Here is a 14,960-nt window from a genome sequence, read left to right as displayed (position 1 = left end):
CGGAGCCGGCCACCGCTGGCTTCCGCAGACGTTCGGTGTCCAGCAGATCGTCATCGATCGCTCGTCCAATGAGGACGGAAGTGGCCAGGCTGTTTAGCGCGGCAGCCGCCCTGGTCATCAGCGCGGCGAGTTTGACTGCCCGGTCGGCTTCCGTCGCGTTCACCTCGCACTCGCGGCGGGTGGTGTCGGGGGCTTGGCGAGTTCGTGAGCCTTGTCGTCGCAAGTCCGGCACGTCTCCCAAGACCACGCCAGATCGGTGTTTTCCGCTGCCAGCTGGTGACCGCACAGGGTGCCCACCACGAATCCGTTGGGGTAGCCCTCGTGAGGTCTGGTGTCGGTGCTGGCGTGCCGCAGGCCACCGGAAGGCACCCAGCCGAACGGATGGGGACGGTATGTCGCGCCACTGCTGGTCATGGCAATGACTGTGACGACTAATAGAGCAACTAATCAAGCAATTCGAGAAATTTTGAAGCAATAACCCTCGTCTGGGGTAGTACTGCTGCACCTCATGGAGGTGTAGCGCCGATCGGCACTCGAATGGCGTTGACTGTTGCTCATATTGCTTGCAGGATGCTCGATATTTCGACGACCTGGAGGGGCTACGAAGCTCACGTTCTTGGGAACTACCAGCATCAGCGGCTCGTGCCCAAACCTGTACGCCACCGACCGGGGCACCTACCTCGTGCAGGGCTACAAGATCGACGATCCGGAAGCCCTCGCGACACTCCACGACCGAGGGATGCCCGAGACGGAAACCGCCGTTGAGATCCCCGCCGGGCTGCTGTCGTTCGCGCCTGGACACGTGATGACCCGACTGGTGCGCGGCGAGGACTTCGGGCGCTTGTTCAAGACTTTCACACGCTCGGCCTGGCGCTGGGAATGCCAGGCCGAGTACCGGGAGCCGCACGAGGCCGAGGCGTTTCGGCAGTTCCTCGCAGGCGAAACGCCCGACATGTCGTTCACCACGGAATGGCTGGCCAACGTCCGGCAGGCAACCGGAGCGGGGCGGCATTTCGAACGGGTTCGGGTGCTCACCGAGCCGCTGACCGACTACCTGCGGTTTGAGATGTTCGCGGCACCGGGCAACGCTGCGGCGGGCGAAGTCATCCGCGTCATGTCGACCACCGCCGCCGTCGAGCACAACCTGCCCGATCACGACTTCTGGTTGTTCGACGACGAGTTGGTCGCGATCATGCACTTCGACAGCCACGGCATGATCGCCGCTGAACTCGTCGACGACGCCGACACCGTTGCAAAGCACAGGAGGTGGCGCGAGATCGCCTGGGGTCATGCGGCACCCTGTGAAACGGTCCTGACACCCTGACCCGATGAGATGAACCTGTGAGCACACCCGAACGGCACAAGCTCGAATTCGGCGATCGACTTCGCGAACTCCGCGAGAATGCCGGCTACTCCGGCAGGGAGTTCGCCAGCGCCGCCGGTTGGCAGCCGTCAAAGATCTCCAAGATCGAGAATGGCAAGCAGCTCGCGACCGACGCCGATCTGCTGACCTGGGTGCGGCTCGCCAAGGTTCCAGAACCGGCGGCGACCGAGCTCCGCGACGAGTTGCGGACGATCAGGCTGGAGTCGTCCAGCTGGAAACGGCAGCTGCGGACCGGGCACCGGCGACGGCAAGAGCACAGCCGCGGTATCGAGGCCGAAGCAAGCACGATTCGCGCGTTCGAACTCGTCGTCGTGCCCGGTCTTGTCCAGACCGCCGACTACGCCCGCCACGTGCTCGGCTCGGCTGCCGCCCTGCAGCAGGTGCCGAACGACACCGATGCCGCCGTGCAGGTACGCCTGGAACGACAGCACGCGCTCTACGACTCGGCCAAGCACGTCGAACTGCTCATCGCTGAGTCTGCGCTGCGGTACTTCGCCTGCCCGCCGCAGACGATGGTGGCGCAGATCGACCGCTTGATCGCGCTGTGCGGGTTGGCGACCGTCCGGTTCGGCATCATTGCGCTCAACACCCGGTTGCCGCACATCCCGGCAAGCGGGTTTTGGATCATTGGCGACACCGTGTTCGTCGAGACCGTCAACACCGAGATCAACACCGACGACCCTGACGACGTCGCCCTCTACAACCAGCTCGCCGACAGCCTGTGGCAGACCGCGGTCGAAGGCGACGACGCGCGGCGTCTGCTCGTGCAGATCTCCACCGAAATCGCCCGGCTACCCGATTCACCGACGACGAAGGACTGACCGTGTTCACCAACTGGCGCAAGTCGACCAAGAGCCTGCACAACCCCGAACAGTGCGTCGAGGTTGGCACCGCCCCCAACATGACTGGCGTGCGCGATACCAAGGACCGCGACGGTGGCCTGCTCACTTTCACCAACGAGCGCTGGTCGGAGTTTCTCACCGCGGTGAAGTGCGACAAGTTAGGAGCCTGACCCTCTGCACAGCGAAGCGCCCCGTCGCTTCGAAGGCACTCAGAGGTGGCGTCGAGTCGTGGGCCACGGTCAACGTTCGGACTCCCTGCGCGCAAACCACTTTTGAAGCCCTCGCTAGGGGACGGTCGAGTCGGCGGAAAGCTCGGCGATCGGGAGCAGCAGGGTGAAGGTCGGCGGAACCGGCTTCCTCAGCCACAGCCGTCCCCCTTCGGCCTCGGCGAGGCCACGTGCCAGCGCCAGTCCGATCCCGTGCCCGCCTCCTTCCCGTCGCTGGGTGAACGGGTCCCTGCCGGGGTCGATACCGGGCCCCTCGTCGGAAACATCTATGGCCAGAGCATCCCCGGCGTCCCGTGCGCGAACCGTCACGGTGCCCTCGCCGTGCATCGTGGCGTTGTCCAGCAGGACCGCGAGTACCTGCCGGATGGCTGCGGCGGATGCGTTCGGCCTCGCGCCCCCGGCCGTCGACACCCGTAATGTCCTGCCCTTCGCCGCCAGCAGACCGTGCCAGCCCTCCCGCACCTCGGTGAGCAGTTCGTCCAGGTCTGCGGGCGTGGCCGCCGACCCGCTGGTGCGTGCCAGGAGAAGCAGATCGTCGATCGTGCGTTCCAGCCGGTCCGCGGCGTCGACGCTCGCCCGGATCGCCGGCCGGGGGTCGGCTTCGCCCGAGTCGAGCGCGGCCTCCAGTTGCAGCCGCAACCCCGTCAGCGGGGTCCGGAGCTGGTGCGAGGCGTTCGCGGAGAACGCGCGTTCGCGGGCGAGGATTTCGCCCAGCCGGTGTGCGGTGCTCTCCATCGCCGAAGCCACGGAGTCGATCTCGGGGATTCCGGCACGGTTGGTACGCACGGTGAAGTCTCCCTCGCCGAGCTGCTGGGCGGCGCGGGAAAGTTCGTCGAGGGGCCGGGTTAGTCGCCGGGCCATGCCGTGCGCCATCAACCAGGCCGCAGTCACCGCCAGCACCGCCAAACCAGCCATGACGATCCAGGTCAGGGCGGTACGCAAATAGACCTCGCGATGCGGGGTGGCCGCGCGGACCACGCCCGCCACGGTGCCGCCGTTGGCGACCGGGACCGCCACGACCAGGTCATCGCCCGCCGAGCCGGTGATCACTTCACCCCGACTGGCGGCGGTGACCACCTCATCGGCGACCCCGGGGCCGTCGCCGACCTCCAGCCGTCCGGTCGGCGAATACAGGCTGAGTCGCGTCTCCGGATTGGTCTGGGGCAGCCGGAGTGGCCGCTGGTCGCGGATCAGCTCGTCGGCGGCGGACAGCGCAGCGGCGTCGGCGGTGCGTTCCAGTTCCGCGCGCTCGTCGTTGAGGTAGTAGCGCGCGACGGCTACGGCGAGCGGCAGACCGAATAGGCCGGTCGCCAGCACGGCGGCCATCACCGTGAGTGTCACGATGCGCCTGCGCACGGTCGCGCCCTCCTTGCCCCGCCCGGTTCGAACCTTTCCCGGCTGCCTACACCGTCGCACACGGACTTCTGGGCCCCCAGGTGTCTGGACCAGTGCCCGACTGCCGCGTACTTCGTCTGCCGCGCTCCTACTGATTCGCGCCGGAGGTGTTCGCAGTGGTCTCCAGCCGGTACCCGTGCCCGCGGAGCGTCGCGATCCTCGGCACCTGCTCGGGTGAGGTCGCGGCGGCGGTGAGCTTTCGGCGCAGCGCGGCGATGTGCACGTCGAGGGTCTTGCTGGACCCGTACCAGTGCTCGTCCCACACCTCGGTCATCAGCGTGTCCCGGCTCAGGGCCACGCCTGGTTCCGCGGCCAACCGGGCCAGCAGATCGAACTCCTTTGCCCGGAGCGACACTTCGCGGCCGTCGAGGCTCGCGCGCCTCGCTGCCGTGTCGATGCGCAGGCGGCCCACCGTGACGACGGTTTGGTAGCCGGATGCCGGGCCCCGCCGGAGATGGGCCCGGATGCGGGCCAGCAGCTCACCGAGACGGACGGGCTTGGTCAGATAGTCGTCGGCGCCCGCTTCCAGGCCCACCACCACGTCCATCTCGTCGTGGCGGGCGGTCAAGATCACCAGCACGCATTGCGCCTGCGCCTCGCGCAGCAGACGGCACACCTCCACGCCGTCCAGGTCCGGCAGGCCGAGATCCAGCAGCACGAGGTCGAACTCCCGGCGGCCGGCCTGCTCCACCGCGTCCCGACCGGTGCACAGCCAGGACACCTCGTAGCCGTGCGACCGCAGGCTCGACTCCAGAGCTTGGCCGATCGTGTGGTCGTCCTCCACCACCAGCACTCGGAACATGGCCGCAAGGATATCCACCGCGCGTCCGCGTTCGCCCCGGTGCGCAACCCAACGCGGAAGCGGGCAGGACGGGGGTGCCGTCCTGCCCGCTTAGGGTGGGATCAGTGCTGGGCGTTGTAGCCGTTTGTGCCGGAACGCGGCAGGTTAGGACCGTCGGCGTAGCCGAGTCGGGGCGGCTTGAGAGGCGGCTCGGCTACACGCGGTCCGCGGCGATGAGCAGGTACTGGAAACTGCCGGAGGTGTATGCCTCGATGAACGCCTCCTCGATCCCCGTCGCGAGGGGGGATTTGGCCCGCAGGCGCCAGTAGGGCAGGGTCGCATTGGTCAGGTCCACCACGGCGCAGGGCACCAGCCGGTTCGCGGCCATCGCGCGGAAGTAGCCGGAACGGGGATGGATGTCGCAAATGTAGTGCGCGTTGATCGTGGACACCGCGCGGGAGGGCAGGCCGTAGACGTCGTTGTAGCAGCCGGTGATCGTCACGTACCGTCCCCCGCGCGAGAGTAGGCGGGCATGTTCGGCGAACAGGTCGTGCAGGTTGGTGTACATGGTGGATTCGTTGTTCCAGATCGCTTGCATGCTCCCGGTTTCGAACCCGGTGTCGAGCATGTTGGTCTGGTGAAACGTGACCTTGCCGGTGACTTCGCGTTGGCGGGCCTGCTCATTGGCGAAGTCGACCTGTTTGCGTGAGATCGAGATGCCGTCCACCGTGCAGCCGAACCGCTCGTGGGCCATGAAGCTGGAGCCGCCGCGTCCGCATCCGGCATCCATGATCCGCTGTCCGGGATCGATTTTCCCCAGATGACCAAGCAGGAATTCGGCTTGCCGGGTTTCCAGGCGGTGGAGTTCCTTGGTGGTGCGTTCGTGGGCGGTTTCGGGGTCGCCTTCGGTGACGGACCAGTCGGGGTCGCCGATGCCGTAGTGGTGGTGGAAATAGCCGTCGACTTCGCCGAGTTCGAGGTTGACGGGGTTGGCCTCGTGGTTCCAGTAGTCCGCGACGCTGCCCTGATACACGCTGCTCACGGATTCGGTCGGATAGGTTGACTGGGTCATTGTCCTGCTCCCTTCAGTGGATTTGCCGTGCGGTGGTGAAGTGCCAGTGGCGGCTACCCGCGAGCCATGACCACAGTCCGGTCAGGTAGCGGGCAACCGTCGGGTCCGGGAGTGCGGCCGCGGCGTGTTCGGTGTCCGCTTCGAACGCTTGGATCAGCTCGTTGTGGACCTCGCACGCTTTGATGAACGCCGCATCGAGCGGGATGTGCTCCTCGGCGGCGATCACGGCCGGGAGGTTGAACGGCAGGCCGTGTTCGCGGATCTCCCGCTCGCAGCCGGCCAGGTCGTTGTAGAGGGTGCCGATAATTGCTGCCCGCGCGGTGCAGTCCTGCACCAGCGGGTGGGCGTAGAGCTCCGCCGGGATTTCGTAGCCATCGAGTACGTCGACGAGGTTGATGCAGGGGCGAAACGAGTTCATCTGCCGGTTGGCGAGGTATTGCCAGACGGGGGGAAGCCGATTGATCAGGCGCCACCCGTTTTCGGCGTTGTAGCCCAGGTAGAGCTGGGCGATGTCGTGCCGGATGCGCTGGGCCTGCGCCGGGCTGCTGACCTGCTTGAGATCGTTGAACGCCTCGTGCTGGGCGCGCAGCACCGGGTCGTTGTCGCGGCGCTTGTCCCACACCGCTTGGTAGGCGGGAGTCAGGCACGGTGCGTCGATCGCGGATTGCGCCAGTGACAGGTTCGGCCCGATCGTCTGATCGTTGGCGTCGCGGTAGGTGTTGGTTTCGCAGAAGTAGTCATCCACCGCCGTCTCGGCCACGATCATCTTCGCCGCGGCCGTCATGCGCTCGATGTCCTGACTACCGGGGTGGCACAACGTGATGCCACGACCCGGGTCGTGCTTGTAGACACCGGCGATGTTCTCTTCGCTGCCCAGGCCGATCTCCGTCATCCACGCGACGACACGGCGGTTGATCTCCGCCGCGATGTCGGCACGCTCGGGCGGCGGCGGCGGACAGTACAGAACTGTCGTTTTCCGCTGCCCTCCTGGCGGATTGCACGCGCTTGTGCCCCAGACACTGCCGGTGTGTGGTTGCTGGACGGGTACGGGGGTGTCGTGCCCGATGAGCTCGATCATGCGGATTCCTCTTTGCCGATCGCCACGTGCTCCAACAACCCGACCGCATCCGGAACCAGGGGAGCGACGCTGTAGTAAGAGGTCACCAGGTAGCGCAGGATGGCTTGGTCGGTGATGCCCATGAAGCGCACGTTCAAACCGGGCTGCACCTGATCCGGCAGTTCGGCCGGCCGCAGGCCCACGACGCCCTGCCGGTCATCGCCGCGGCGCATGGCGATGATCGATGTGGTGTTGTGCTCGGTGATCCCGATCTTGCCTAGTGGGAAGATCGGAATGCCACGCCAGGCGAGGGCCTTCGAACCGTCTTCCAGCGAGGTCCCGTCCACCGCCAGACCGCGCCGGTTGCATTCCCGCAGGAACGACGCGATCGCCTTCGGATGCGCGAAGAACGCATCTGTCGATCGCCGCATCGAGAGCAGATCATCCATGTCGTCGGGCGTCGGTGGCCCGGTGCGGGTAGAGATCCGCTGGTCGTAAGAGGTGTTGTGCAGCAACCCGAAATCCGGGTTGTGAACTAGCTCGTGCTCCTGGGTCTCGCGGATCTCCTCGATCGTGAGACGGAGTTGTTGCTCGACCTGGTTCATCGGGTCGTTGTAGAGGTCGGCGACGCGGGTGTGGATGCGCAAAATCGTCTGTGTCACCGATAGCTCGTATTCGCGCGGAGAGAGCTCGTAGTCGACGAAGGATCCGGGAATCTGGGCTTCGCCTTCGTGGCCCGCGGAGAGGGCGATTTCGGCCTCGCCCTTGCGGTTCTGCGGCAGCGCCCGACGCCGCGCGAATTCCGCAAAGTGGGTGCGCAGGCCCTCTTCGCGGTCGAGGAATTCGAGCAGGGTATCCCAGTTCAGGACCATGATCGTCCCGGCCGTGGAGCACCGCAGCGTCGCCGACCACGTGGGGTTATCGGATCCGAGGGCCTCATCGCCGACCTGGTCCCCATCGGTGATCACCCCGTGGTGATCGACGGTGCCGTACTCGCCGGTCGCGAGGCGTTCGATCCGGCCGTGGGCGACGAGGAACGCTTCCCGGATCGGGCTGCCTTCTTCCGCCAGGATCTCTCCTGGCGTGACCTGACGGACCGTGAACAAGCCCGCGAGGCGTTCCAAGACGCTGGTATCGGTGTAGCCCCGGAGCGCGGACAGCTCGGTGAGCGTCTGCGGGATGATTCGGACGTCAGTGCCTTCCTGGATGAAGGACACGCGTCCTCGCCCGACCTTGATCTGAAGACGCCGGTTCACCCGGTATGTGCCGCTGGTGAGGGTGACCCACGGAAGCTGCTTGAGCAGGTTCCGGGAACTGATGGACTGCATCTGCGGCGGCGTCTTTGTCGTGGTCGCGAGCAGACGCGCCGCTTGGGTTTGCAGGGACAAAAACGGTTCGGCAGCGGGTGACGACACGTCACGAACCTCCCAATTAGTGAACTCGCTTGTGGTCGATGAGTTTCCGGGCTTCCGCCGGCAGCCGAATAAACCATCCGGGATTCCCGAACTGTGCTATTCCCCGTCCGCTCGCGGGCCTTCGGCCTCGCATCGGCCAAGGACAAGACGGTACTGACACGGAAGTACCCGATCACTTCGGGCGATGACTCCGCGCACACGGAACCGGAAAAGCCCTAGGGTTGGCGCGGGGTGGCGAAGGCTTCGGCGTGGCCGATAGGCGTCTTTGTGCTAATACGCCTGATACCCAATATCAAGGTGCCGCCGTCGGCATGGGCGCAATCGATGACGAAGTTTCTGGTCTCTTTTCGTGAATACTGAAGTTGCTGCCGTGTGCTGCGGGCTCAGCAAGGGTGAGCTGTCCTGCGGGATCATGACTGTTTGCCCGCCCATTCGTGGGATATGAACCGGATCGGTGCCCGAGTCTAGGAGCCCGTTCTCCCCGCCAATACAGATAAAAGGGTGCTGCCACCTGGGGGTGAACATCACCCGGAGTGGCGGCGTCCAAGACGGTGACCATTGGCGAGATATGCGTTCAACGGCGGACCCACGGTCACTCTTCGACATGAATGAAGTTGTTACTGCATAAGAGACCTGATATCAGTACTCGTGATTTTTCTTGATCGGATCATGGTGTGTTCGCCCGGACCGGCGCTCGACTCTAGGGGCGCGTTACCCCTGTCAATACGGATAAATGGGTGATCACCCATTCCGGTTGGGCCTCACCTGAATAGCGTCACCCAGATGGCGGTGTTCGGCACACGTCGAGACTGAGCAACCATTACGGATGTCGGCCGGAGGCCCTACGTCGTCTGGTCGAGTTAGGTGAGCTTCCTAACGGGACATCCACGGTCGACGGCGATCCGGTGACTTTTTGCCGCGACGGCAAGGGAATCGGACGCGTCCATCCATACTGATCGGACAGGCAACACCCGGTGTCCGCTTGGGACGCGAGTGCCTCGTCCGGGAACCTTGGTTGCGGTATAGATCACCTCGGGCGCGCAATCCACCGCACTGTCCAGGTTGCTCTGGGAAAATCGCCCACCTTGCCGCGCGGACCCCTCGATCGAACTGGCGTACGAGCGTGTGTCCAGTCCAAAGGCGAGGTTCCAGTCCCGGTCAAGATCGCGAGCACCGTTGGCTATCGGGTTGCTTCTTCACCAACCGTCGCCTGAGGGGCATCCTGTCGGGCGTGGTTGGGAATGCTGACGACCGGGACCCGGTCCTCCCGGTGCCGCAGGTCGTGGAGTTGCTGGACGCTGCGGCAGCGGATTCCGGGGATGCTGCCGCCGACGCGCTTGAGAAGCTGGGTGCCCAGTTGCCGGCTGAGCAAGCAGCGGCCTTGACGAACCGTGTCCGCAACCTGCGTGCCGTGCTGGCCCGGTGGCGCCGTCGCGGCCAGGAGCTCTCGGCGCTGTTCTCCAGCGCACGCGAGCTTGCTGAGCTGCGTGACACCGACGCGTTGCTGCATCGCCTCGTCGAACGTGCGCATGATCTGATGGGCACGGACATCACGTATCTGTCCGAGTTCCATGAGGGCAGCGACGAGTTGCACGTTCGCTCGACGTTGGGGACCGTTGCGCCGTCGTTTCGGGCCTTGCGGGTGCCCCCTGGAATGGGCTTGGCCAGCAAGGTGGTGCGCACGCGATGCCCGCAGTGGGCGTCGGTTTACCAGGCCACCGATTCGATTCCCCACGAGCCGGGGATCGATGCGGCGGTGGCCGCGGAGGGGTTGGTTTCCCTGCTCGGCGTGCCGCTGGTGGCGGGCGAGCGAGTCCTGGGAGTGTTGTTCGCCGCGAACCGCAGCAAGCACGAATTCGTTCCGGAAGAGATCGCGCTGTTGAGCGCATTCGCCGATCACGCCGCCGTGGTTTTGCAGACCACGCGGTTGCTGGAACAGGCGCGCGTCGCGGCGCAGGAAGCCGAGCGGGCGAATTCCGTACTGGCCAGCAATGTCACCGCGATGGAACGTGCCAGCGCCGTCCACGAAGACCTCACGGCCGTCGTGTTGCAAGGTGGCCATGCCAACGGGGTGGCCGAGACGCTGAGCAAGGCGCTGGACCGCCCCGTGGTGATCCTCGACCGGGAACTCGTGCCCGTGACGCAGGAACCCGTTGCGGGCGGGGTGCGGTATTCCGCGCCGGACGGCGCCCTGCTGCCCGAAGTGCGGGACGCAATCGAGGCGAGTCGGCAGTCAGGGCGGTGCGTCTTCGTCGACGGTAGCTCGCCAAGCCCGGAAGTCGCGGTGGCCGTCGTGGCGTCCGAGACGCTTCTGGGTGCGGTCCTCGTCGGATACGGCGACCTCGAACTCCGAGAAGTCGAACAACGCACGATCGAACGCGCCGCGCAGATCACCGCCCTCGTGGCGGTCAAGCAGGAGGCGGTCGCGGCGGCGGAGGACCGGGTCCGAGGGGAACTCGTCTCGGACATCCTGCGCGGCGATGCATCCCGGTGGCAAGAACTGCTGCTGAGGGCGCGGGCGCGCGAGGTGCGGCTGGAAGAGCTGCGTTCGGTGGTCATCGTGGCCGTCTCCCCGGACAGGCGAGGACCCGCCTTCGAGGCATTACGCAGAGCGGTCGCGGGCGGTCTGGTCGGGGAACGGGACGGCATGCTGACGGTCCTCGCGCCCTCCCCGGACCCCATGACCGCCGCACGCGAGGTGTGGCAAGCGGTGCGCCGGGCGCAGCGAGAACCGGTCTTGGTCGTGGCCGGCCCGCCCGCCCGCTCGGCGGCGGAGCTGGGGCAGTGCTTTGAATCCGCGCGCCGGTGCGTTCAGCTTTTGAGCAACCTGAACACGGTTGAGGGGACCGTGGACGCGCAGGCATACGAGCCGTACATGGCGATGTTCGGCCCAGGCGGAAAGGAACTGTCCGGCTTCATCGCCGCAACCATCGGGCCGGTGCTGCGGTGGGATCAGGAGCGTGGCACACAACTGTTCGAGACGTTGCGCGTCTTCGCCGACTCCTACGCCAGCCCGACCCGCACCGCACGTGTTCTCCATGTCCACATCAACACGGTCACGCAACGGCTCGAACGAATCAGTGCGCTGTTGGACGCGAACTGGCGTGAGCCGGAACCGCTGTTCCGCATTTCGGTAGCCGCGCGCCTGCACGCCCTGGCGCGGGACACGGCGGCGGGATGAACGGGACGACGCGCGGGGCCGGGGTTGATCGATGGATGCTGATCCGGCACGAAAACACGTTCCCGAGTCGACAAGTATGTGTGGTTCGGCCATGTTGTTGGAATCACTGTCTCCCTACCGTTGCAGCTAACCGACGTCGGTAGCGCGGGTCGCTGCCCCGGCCGCCGCCGCGACGGCACAGCCGGGCAAGGCCGCCCGGCCCAATGTGGGAGGTATCTGTGACAAGCAGGATTCCGGGTTTCCGGGATGAATCTCCGGCCGATCGGCGCGCCTTGGTCGCCAAGAGCACCGGCGTCCCTCTCGAATGCCTCGATGTCCTGGCGTCGGGCGGGCTGACCGTCGAGCAGGCCGACCACATGATCGAAAACGTCGTCGGGCTGCTGGGGGTGCCGATGGGGGTTGCCACCAACTTCCGGGTCAATGGCGCGGACGTATTGGTCCCGATGGCCACGGAGGAGCCCTCGGTGGTCGCGGCGGCCAGCAACGCCGCACGGATCGCGCGCGAACGGGGCGGCTTCCACACCAGCAGCTCCGAGCCGATCATGCAAGCGCAGGTCCAGGTGCTGGATGTGGCAGACCCCGACGGCGCGCGGTTGCGGCTGCTAGAGGCCGGCGAGGAGCTGATCCGCCTGGCCAATGATCAGGACCCCATGCTCGTCTCCTTCGGGGGCGGCGTGCGTGACCTGAAGGTGCGCGTGGTCGATGCGTCTCCCGGCCGTTACGTCGTCGTTCACCTGATGGTCGACGTGCGCGACGCGATGGGGGCCAACGCGGTGAACACCATGGCGGAGGCGCTGGCGGACCGGATCGGGGAGATCGCTGGCGGCCGTGTGCTGTTACGGATCCTGACCAACAAAGCCGACATGAGACTGGCCCGCGCGCGGGCGGTGTTCGAGGCCGACGCCTTGGGCGGCGCCGAACTCGTTGGCAACATCGTGCACGCGGCCGCGCTGGCCGAAGCCGATCCGTATCGTGCGGCAACGCACAACAAGGGGATCATGAACGGGATCACCGCCGTTGTGCTCGCAACGGGTAACGACACCCGGGCGGTCGAAGCGGGCGCACACTCGCACGCCGTCGGAGCCGGTGGCCGGTACACGGCCCTGTCGCATTTCGAGGTCAACGCCGACGGTGATCTCGTCGGCACGCTCGAAGTTCCGATGCCGGTGGGTCTGGTCGGTGGGGCGACCAAGGTCCATCCAGCAGCCGGAACCGCCGTGCGCTTGCTCGGCGTGGCCACCGCATCCGAACTGGCCGAGATCATTACCGCCGTGGGCCTGGCGCAAAACCTCGCCGCCTTACGCGCGCTGGCTACCGAAGGAATCCAGCGCGGCCACATGTCACTGCATGCCCGCAACATCGCGGTCGCGGCCGGCGCCACCGCTGCGGAGATCCCAAAGGTGGTGCGCCGCTTGATCGCCGACCGGGCCGTCCGGGCCGACCGCGCCGAGCAGGTACTCGCCGAACTTCGGTCACAGAACGGCTGAGAGCCTCAGACCACCAAACGTCAAAGGAGACGCAGCAACCATGACACTGCACGTGGGCATCGATGTGGGGGGAACGTTCACCGACGCGGTCGCCGTTCACGACGGACGCGCCGTCCGTGGCAAGGCTTTTTCCACTCCAGACGTCACTACGGGCATCCTCAATGCTCTCGCCGTCCTGGAAGACCGGCTCGGCGTGGCCAACCACGATTTCTACCCGCGGATCGAGCGTTTCGTGCTCGGGAACACGATCGTGACCAATGCCGTCGACGAGCAGAAGTACTCGGCCGTCGGCTTGCTGACCACGCGGGGATTCCGCGACACGCTGCGCATCGCCCGCTCGGCACGCGACGACGAGCGCGACCCGCACAAGATGACCCCACCGCCCGAGATCGTTGACCGCAACCGCATTGTCGAGGTTCCCGAACGCATCGATGCCCACGGCAACATCCTTGTTCCGCTGGGCGAGGACGACTTGGCCGCGGCCATCGAGCGAGTCGTGGCGGCGGGGGCGGAAGCGGTCGCGGTGTGCCTGCTCTGGTCGTTCCGCAATCCCCAGCACGAGCAGGAAATCGGCAAGTACCTCGAAACCCACTACCCGGACCTGCCGTACACGTTGTCCAGTTCGCTCACCCCGGTGTATCGCGAATACGAGCGGATGGTGACCACCACGCTGGATGCGGCCGTCAAGCCGATCGTGGCGCGGCATTTCGACGAGCTCGCCGCCGAGCTGGCCAAGCGGGGGCTGCGGACTCGCGTGCAGATCATGCAGGTACACGGCGGCTTCCTGTCCGCGCAGGAGACCAGCAAGGCGCCGATCGCCATGTTCAACTCCGGCCCGGTGGGCGGCGTGACCGGCGCCCGACTGGTCGGCCAGCACCTGGGGCGGCACCGGGTGCTCACCGCGGACATGGGCGGCACGAGCCTGGACGCGGCCGCGATCATCGACGACGAGTTCCGCGTGTTGCCCAGGGCCGAGATCGGCGGGCTCCCGACCAGCCTGACCGCGGTCGACATCGAGACGATCGGCGCGGGCGGCGGCAGTCTGGCCTGGGTCGACGGTCGCGGTGTGATGCGGGTGGGGCCGCACAGCGCCGGCTCGGTACCGGGTCCGGCCTGCTACGGCAAGGGCGGTGACCGGCCGGCCGTCACCGACGCGGCGCTCGTGATGGGTCTGCTCAACCCGGACTACTACCTGGGCGGCACCGTGACCCTCTACGAGGACCAGGCCCGGGACGCGGTGCGCCGGCACCTCGCCGAACCCCTGGGGCTGTCCATCGACGTCGCCGCCCACGGGGTGTATCGCCTCGCCGTGTCGCAGATGGCCAACGCCGTCCGCAAGATCACCGTGAACCGGGGTCACGACCCCCGGGAGTTCACCCTGATCGGTTTCGGCGGCGCCTGCGGGCTCTTCGCGGCGGCGATCGCCGCGGAGATCGGTGTCGGCGAAGTGATCATCCCGCGCAATGCCGCGGTGTTCTCCGCCTACGGACTCATGCACGCCGACTCCGTGTTATCCGCGGTGCAAACCACGCCCTGGACGTTCGCGGAACCGGCCGCGGACTTGGAAAAGGAGTTCTCCGCCCTGCAGGCGCGCGCCCAGGAGTGGTTCGAGTCCGAGGGCATTCCCGAAGACCGGCGCGAGTTGTACCGCGAGGCGGATATGAAGTTCATGGGCCAGATCTTCGAGGTCACCACGCGATTGCCGAACAAGAGCTTCGGCGAACAGGACAAGGACCTGCTGCGACAGCGCTTCATCGAGGACTACGAAGCGGAGTTCGGCACCGGCACGGCCTGGACCGAAGCCGAGGTCCTGTTGGTCAACTCCCGCGTCAAAGCGATCGGGCGCACCGAGGCGCAACGGATCATCGACAACGGGGGCGGCGGCGAACAACACCTCGCCAGCACACGCGAATGCGTAGATCCCGCCACCGGAGGGCGCCGTCGTGTCGATGTGCACCGCGGATTCAGCGCCCTGGGCCAAGCCCACGGCCCCTGCCTGCTGGAAGAGCCCGACACCACCGTGTACGTGCCGGCCGGGGCAGTCGTGGAACTGGTCGGCGGAGGCCACTTCTCGATCCGCCTGACCGCCGCGTGAGCCGACGCGATACCCGCCCGCGAG

12 protein-coding genes are annotated in these 14,960 nt (G+C 66.4%); 6 read left to right on the top strand and 6 right to left on the bottom strand.

The window, feature by feature from the left end; translation table 11 throughout:
• Positions 1 to 159 precede the first annotated feature (159 nt).
• Positions 160 to 414 carry an HC3 family zinc finger protein gene (locus BJ970_RS34900; protein WP_184732130.1) on the bottom strand — a complete coding sequence of 85 codons (255 nt, stop codon included), beginning with the start codon at positions 412 to 414 and terminating at the stop codon, positions 160 to 162.
• 202 nt (positions 415 to 616) lie between these two features.
• Between BJ970_RS34900 and BJ970_RS38610 the strand changes: the two genes are divergently transcribed.
• From BJ970_RS38610 to BJ970_RS34885, 3 genes are read left to right on the top strand one after another with little or no spacing between them, the layout of a single operon-like run.
• Positions 617 to 1,324 (top strand): DUF6879 family protein, encoded by a 708-nt coding sequence (locus BJ970_RS38610; protein WP_184732128.1) that lies wholly within the window; start codon positions 617 to 619, stop codon positions 1,322 to 1,324.
• A 17-nt stretch (positions 1,325 to 1,341) separates the two neighbouring features.
• On the top strand, positions 1,342 to 2,205 hold the full coding sequence (locus tag BJ970_RS34890) for a helix-turn-helix domain-containing protein (protein ID WP_184732126.1): 864 nt from the start codon (positions 1,342 to 1,344) through the stop codon (positions 2,203 to 2,205).
• Positions 2,206 to 2,207: 2 nt separating this feature from the next.
• On the top strand, positions 2,208 to 2,396 hold the full coding sequence (locus BJ970_RS34885; RefSeq protein ID WP_312864614.1) for a DUF397 domain-containing protein: 189 nt from the start codon (positions 2,208 to 2,210) through the stop codon (positions 2,394 to 2,396).
• Positions 2,397 to 2,510: 114 nt separating this feature from the next.
• Here BJ970_RS34885 and BJ970_RS34880 read toward each other — a convergent pair whose 3' ends face one another.
• The 5 genes from BJ970_RS34880 to BJ970_RS34860 all read right to left on the bottom strand — a co-directional run bounded on the left by BJ970_RS34880 (position 2,511) and on the right by BJ970_RS34860 (position 8,173).
• On the bottom strand, positions 2,511 to 3,809 hold the full coding sequence (locus BJ970_RS34880; protein ID WP_184732124.1) for a HAMP domain-containing sensor histidine kinase: 1,299 nt from the start codon (positions 3,807 to 3,809) through the stop codon (positions 2,511 to 2,513).
• A gap of 127 nt (positions 3,810 to 3,936) precedes the next feature.
• A complete protein-coding gene (locus BJ970_RS34875; protein ID WP_184732122.1) occupies positions 3,937 to 4,650 on the bottom strand; it encodes a response regulator transcription factor in 714 nt (237 codons plus the stop codon).
• 193 nt (positions 4,651 to 4,843) lie between these two features.
• Positions 4,844 to 5,701 carry a geranyl diphosphate 2-C-methyltransferase gene (locus BJ970_RS34870; RefSeq protein WP_184732119.1) on the bottom strand — a complete coding sequence of 286 codons (858 nt, stop codon included), beginning with the start codon at positions 5,699 to 5,701 and terminating at the stop codon, positions 4,844 to 4,846.
• 13 nt (positions 5,702 to 5,714) lie between these two features.
• Complete coding sequence (locus BJ970_RS34865; protein ID WP_184732118.1) at positions 5,715 to 6,779, bottom strand: family 2 encapsulin nanocompartment cargo protein terpene cyclase; 1,065 nt, start codon at positions 6,777 to 6,779, stop codon at positions 5,715 to 5,717.
• Positions 6,776 to 8,173 carry a family 2B encapsulin nanocompartment shell protein gene (locus BJ970_RS34860; protein WP_312864613.1) on the bottom strand — a complete coding sequence of 466 codons (1,398 nt, stop codon included), beginning with the start codon at positions 8,171 to 8,173 and terminating at the stop codon, positions 6,776 to 6,778. Before BJ970_RS34860 ends, BJ970_RS34865 begins: the two co-directional genes overlap by 4 nt.
• Positions 8,174 to 9,404: 1,231 nt before the next feature.
• Between BJ970_RS34860 and BJ970_RS34855 the strand changes: the two genes are divergently transcribed.
• The 3 genes from BJ970_RS34855 (at position 9,405) to BJ970_RS34845 (ending at position 14,936) form a co-directional block, all read left to right on the top strand.
• Positions 9,405 to 11,354, top strand: a complete 1,950-nt coding sequence (locus tag BJ970_RS34855; RefSeq protein WP_184732117.1) for a helix-turn-helix domain-containing protein — start codon at positions 9,405 to 9,407, stop codon at positions 11,352 to 11,354.
• Positions 11,355 to 11,572: 218 nt separating this feature from the next.
• Positions 11,573 to 12,841: a hydroxymethylglutaryl-CoA reductase, degradative gene (locus tag BJ970_RS34850; protein ID WP_312864612.1), complete on the top strand. Its 1,269-nt coding sequence runs from the start codon at positions 11,573 to 11,575 to the stop codon at positions 12,839 to 12,841.
• 40 nt (positions 12,842 to 12,881) lie between these two features.
• The gene (locus BJ970_RS34845) at positions 12,882 to 14,936 is read left to right on the top strand and encodes a hydantoinase/oxoprolinase family protein (RefSeq protein WP_184732113.1); all 2,055 of its coding nucleotides are present in this window, start codon (positions 12,882 to 12,884) and stop codon (positions 14,934 to 14,936) included.
• Positions 14,937 to 14,960 lie beyond the last annotated feature (24 nt).

It is taken from the genome of Saccharopolyspora phatthalungensis (assembly GCF_014203395.1).
Lineage (GTDB): Bacteria > Actinomycetota > Actinomycetes > Mycobacteriales > Pseudonocardiaceae > Saccharopolyspora > Saccharopolyspora phatthalungensis.
The sequence above is the reverse complement of the archived record's forward strand: the minus strand, read 5'-3'. Positions and strand labels throughout refer to the sequence as shown.

Excerpts from the sequence above, each read along its gene's own strand:
- BJ970_RS34870 (WP_184732119.1), bottom strand. The coding sequence starts at position 5,701 with ATGACCCAGTCAACCTATCCGACCGAATCCGTGAGCAGCGTGTATCAG.
- BJ970_RS34845 (WP_184732113.1), top strand. The coding sequence starts at position 12,882 with ATGACACTGCACGTGGGCATCGATGTGGGGGGAACGTTCACCGACGCG.
- BJ970_RS34900 (WP_184732130.1), bottom strand. The coding sequence starts at position 414 with ATGACCAGCAGTGGCGCGACATACCGTCCCCATCCGTTCGGCTGGGTG.
- BJ970_RS34865 (WP_184732118.1), bottom strand. The coding sequence starts at position 6,779 with ATGATCGAGCTCATCGGGCACGACACCCCCGTACCCGTCCAGCAACCA.
- BJ970_RS34875 (WP_184732122.1), bottom strand. The coding sequence starts at position 4,650 with ATGTTCCGAGTGCTGGTGGTGGAGGACGACCACACGATCGGCCAAGCT.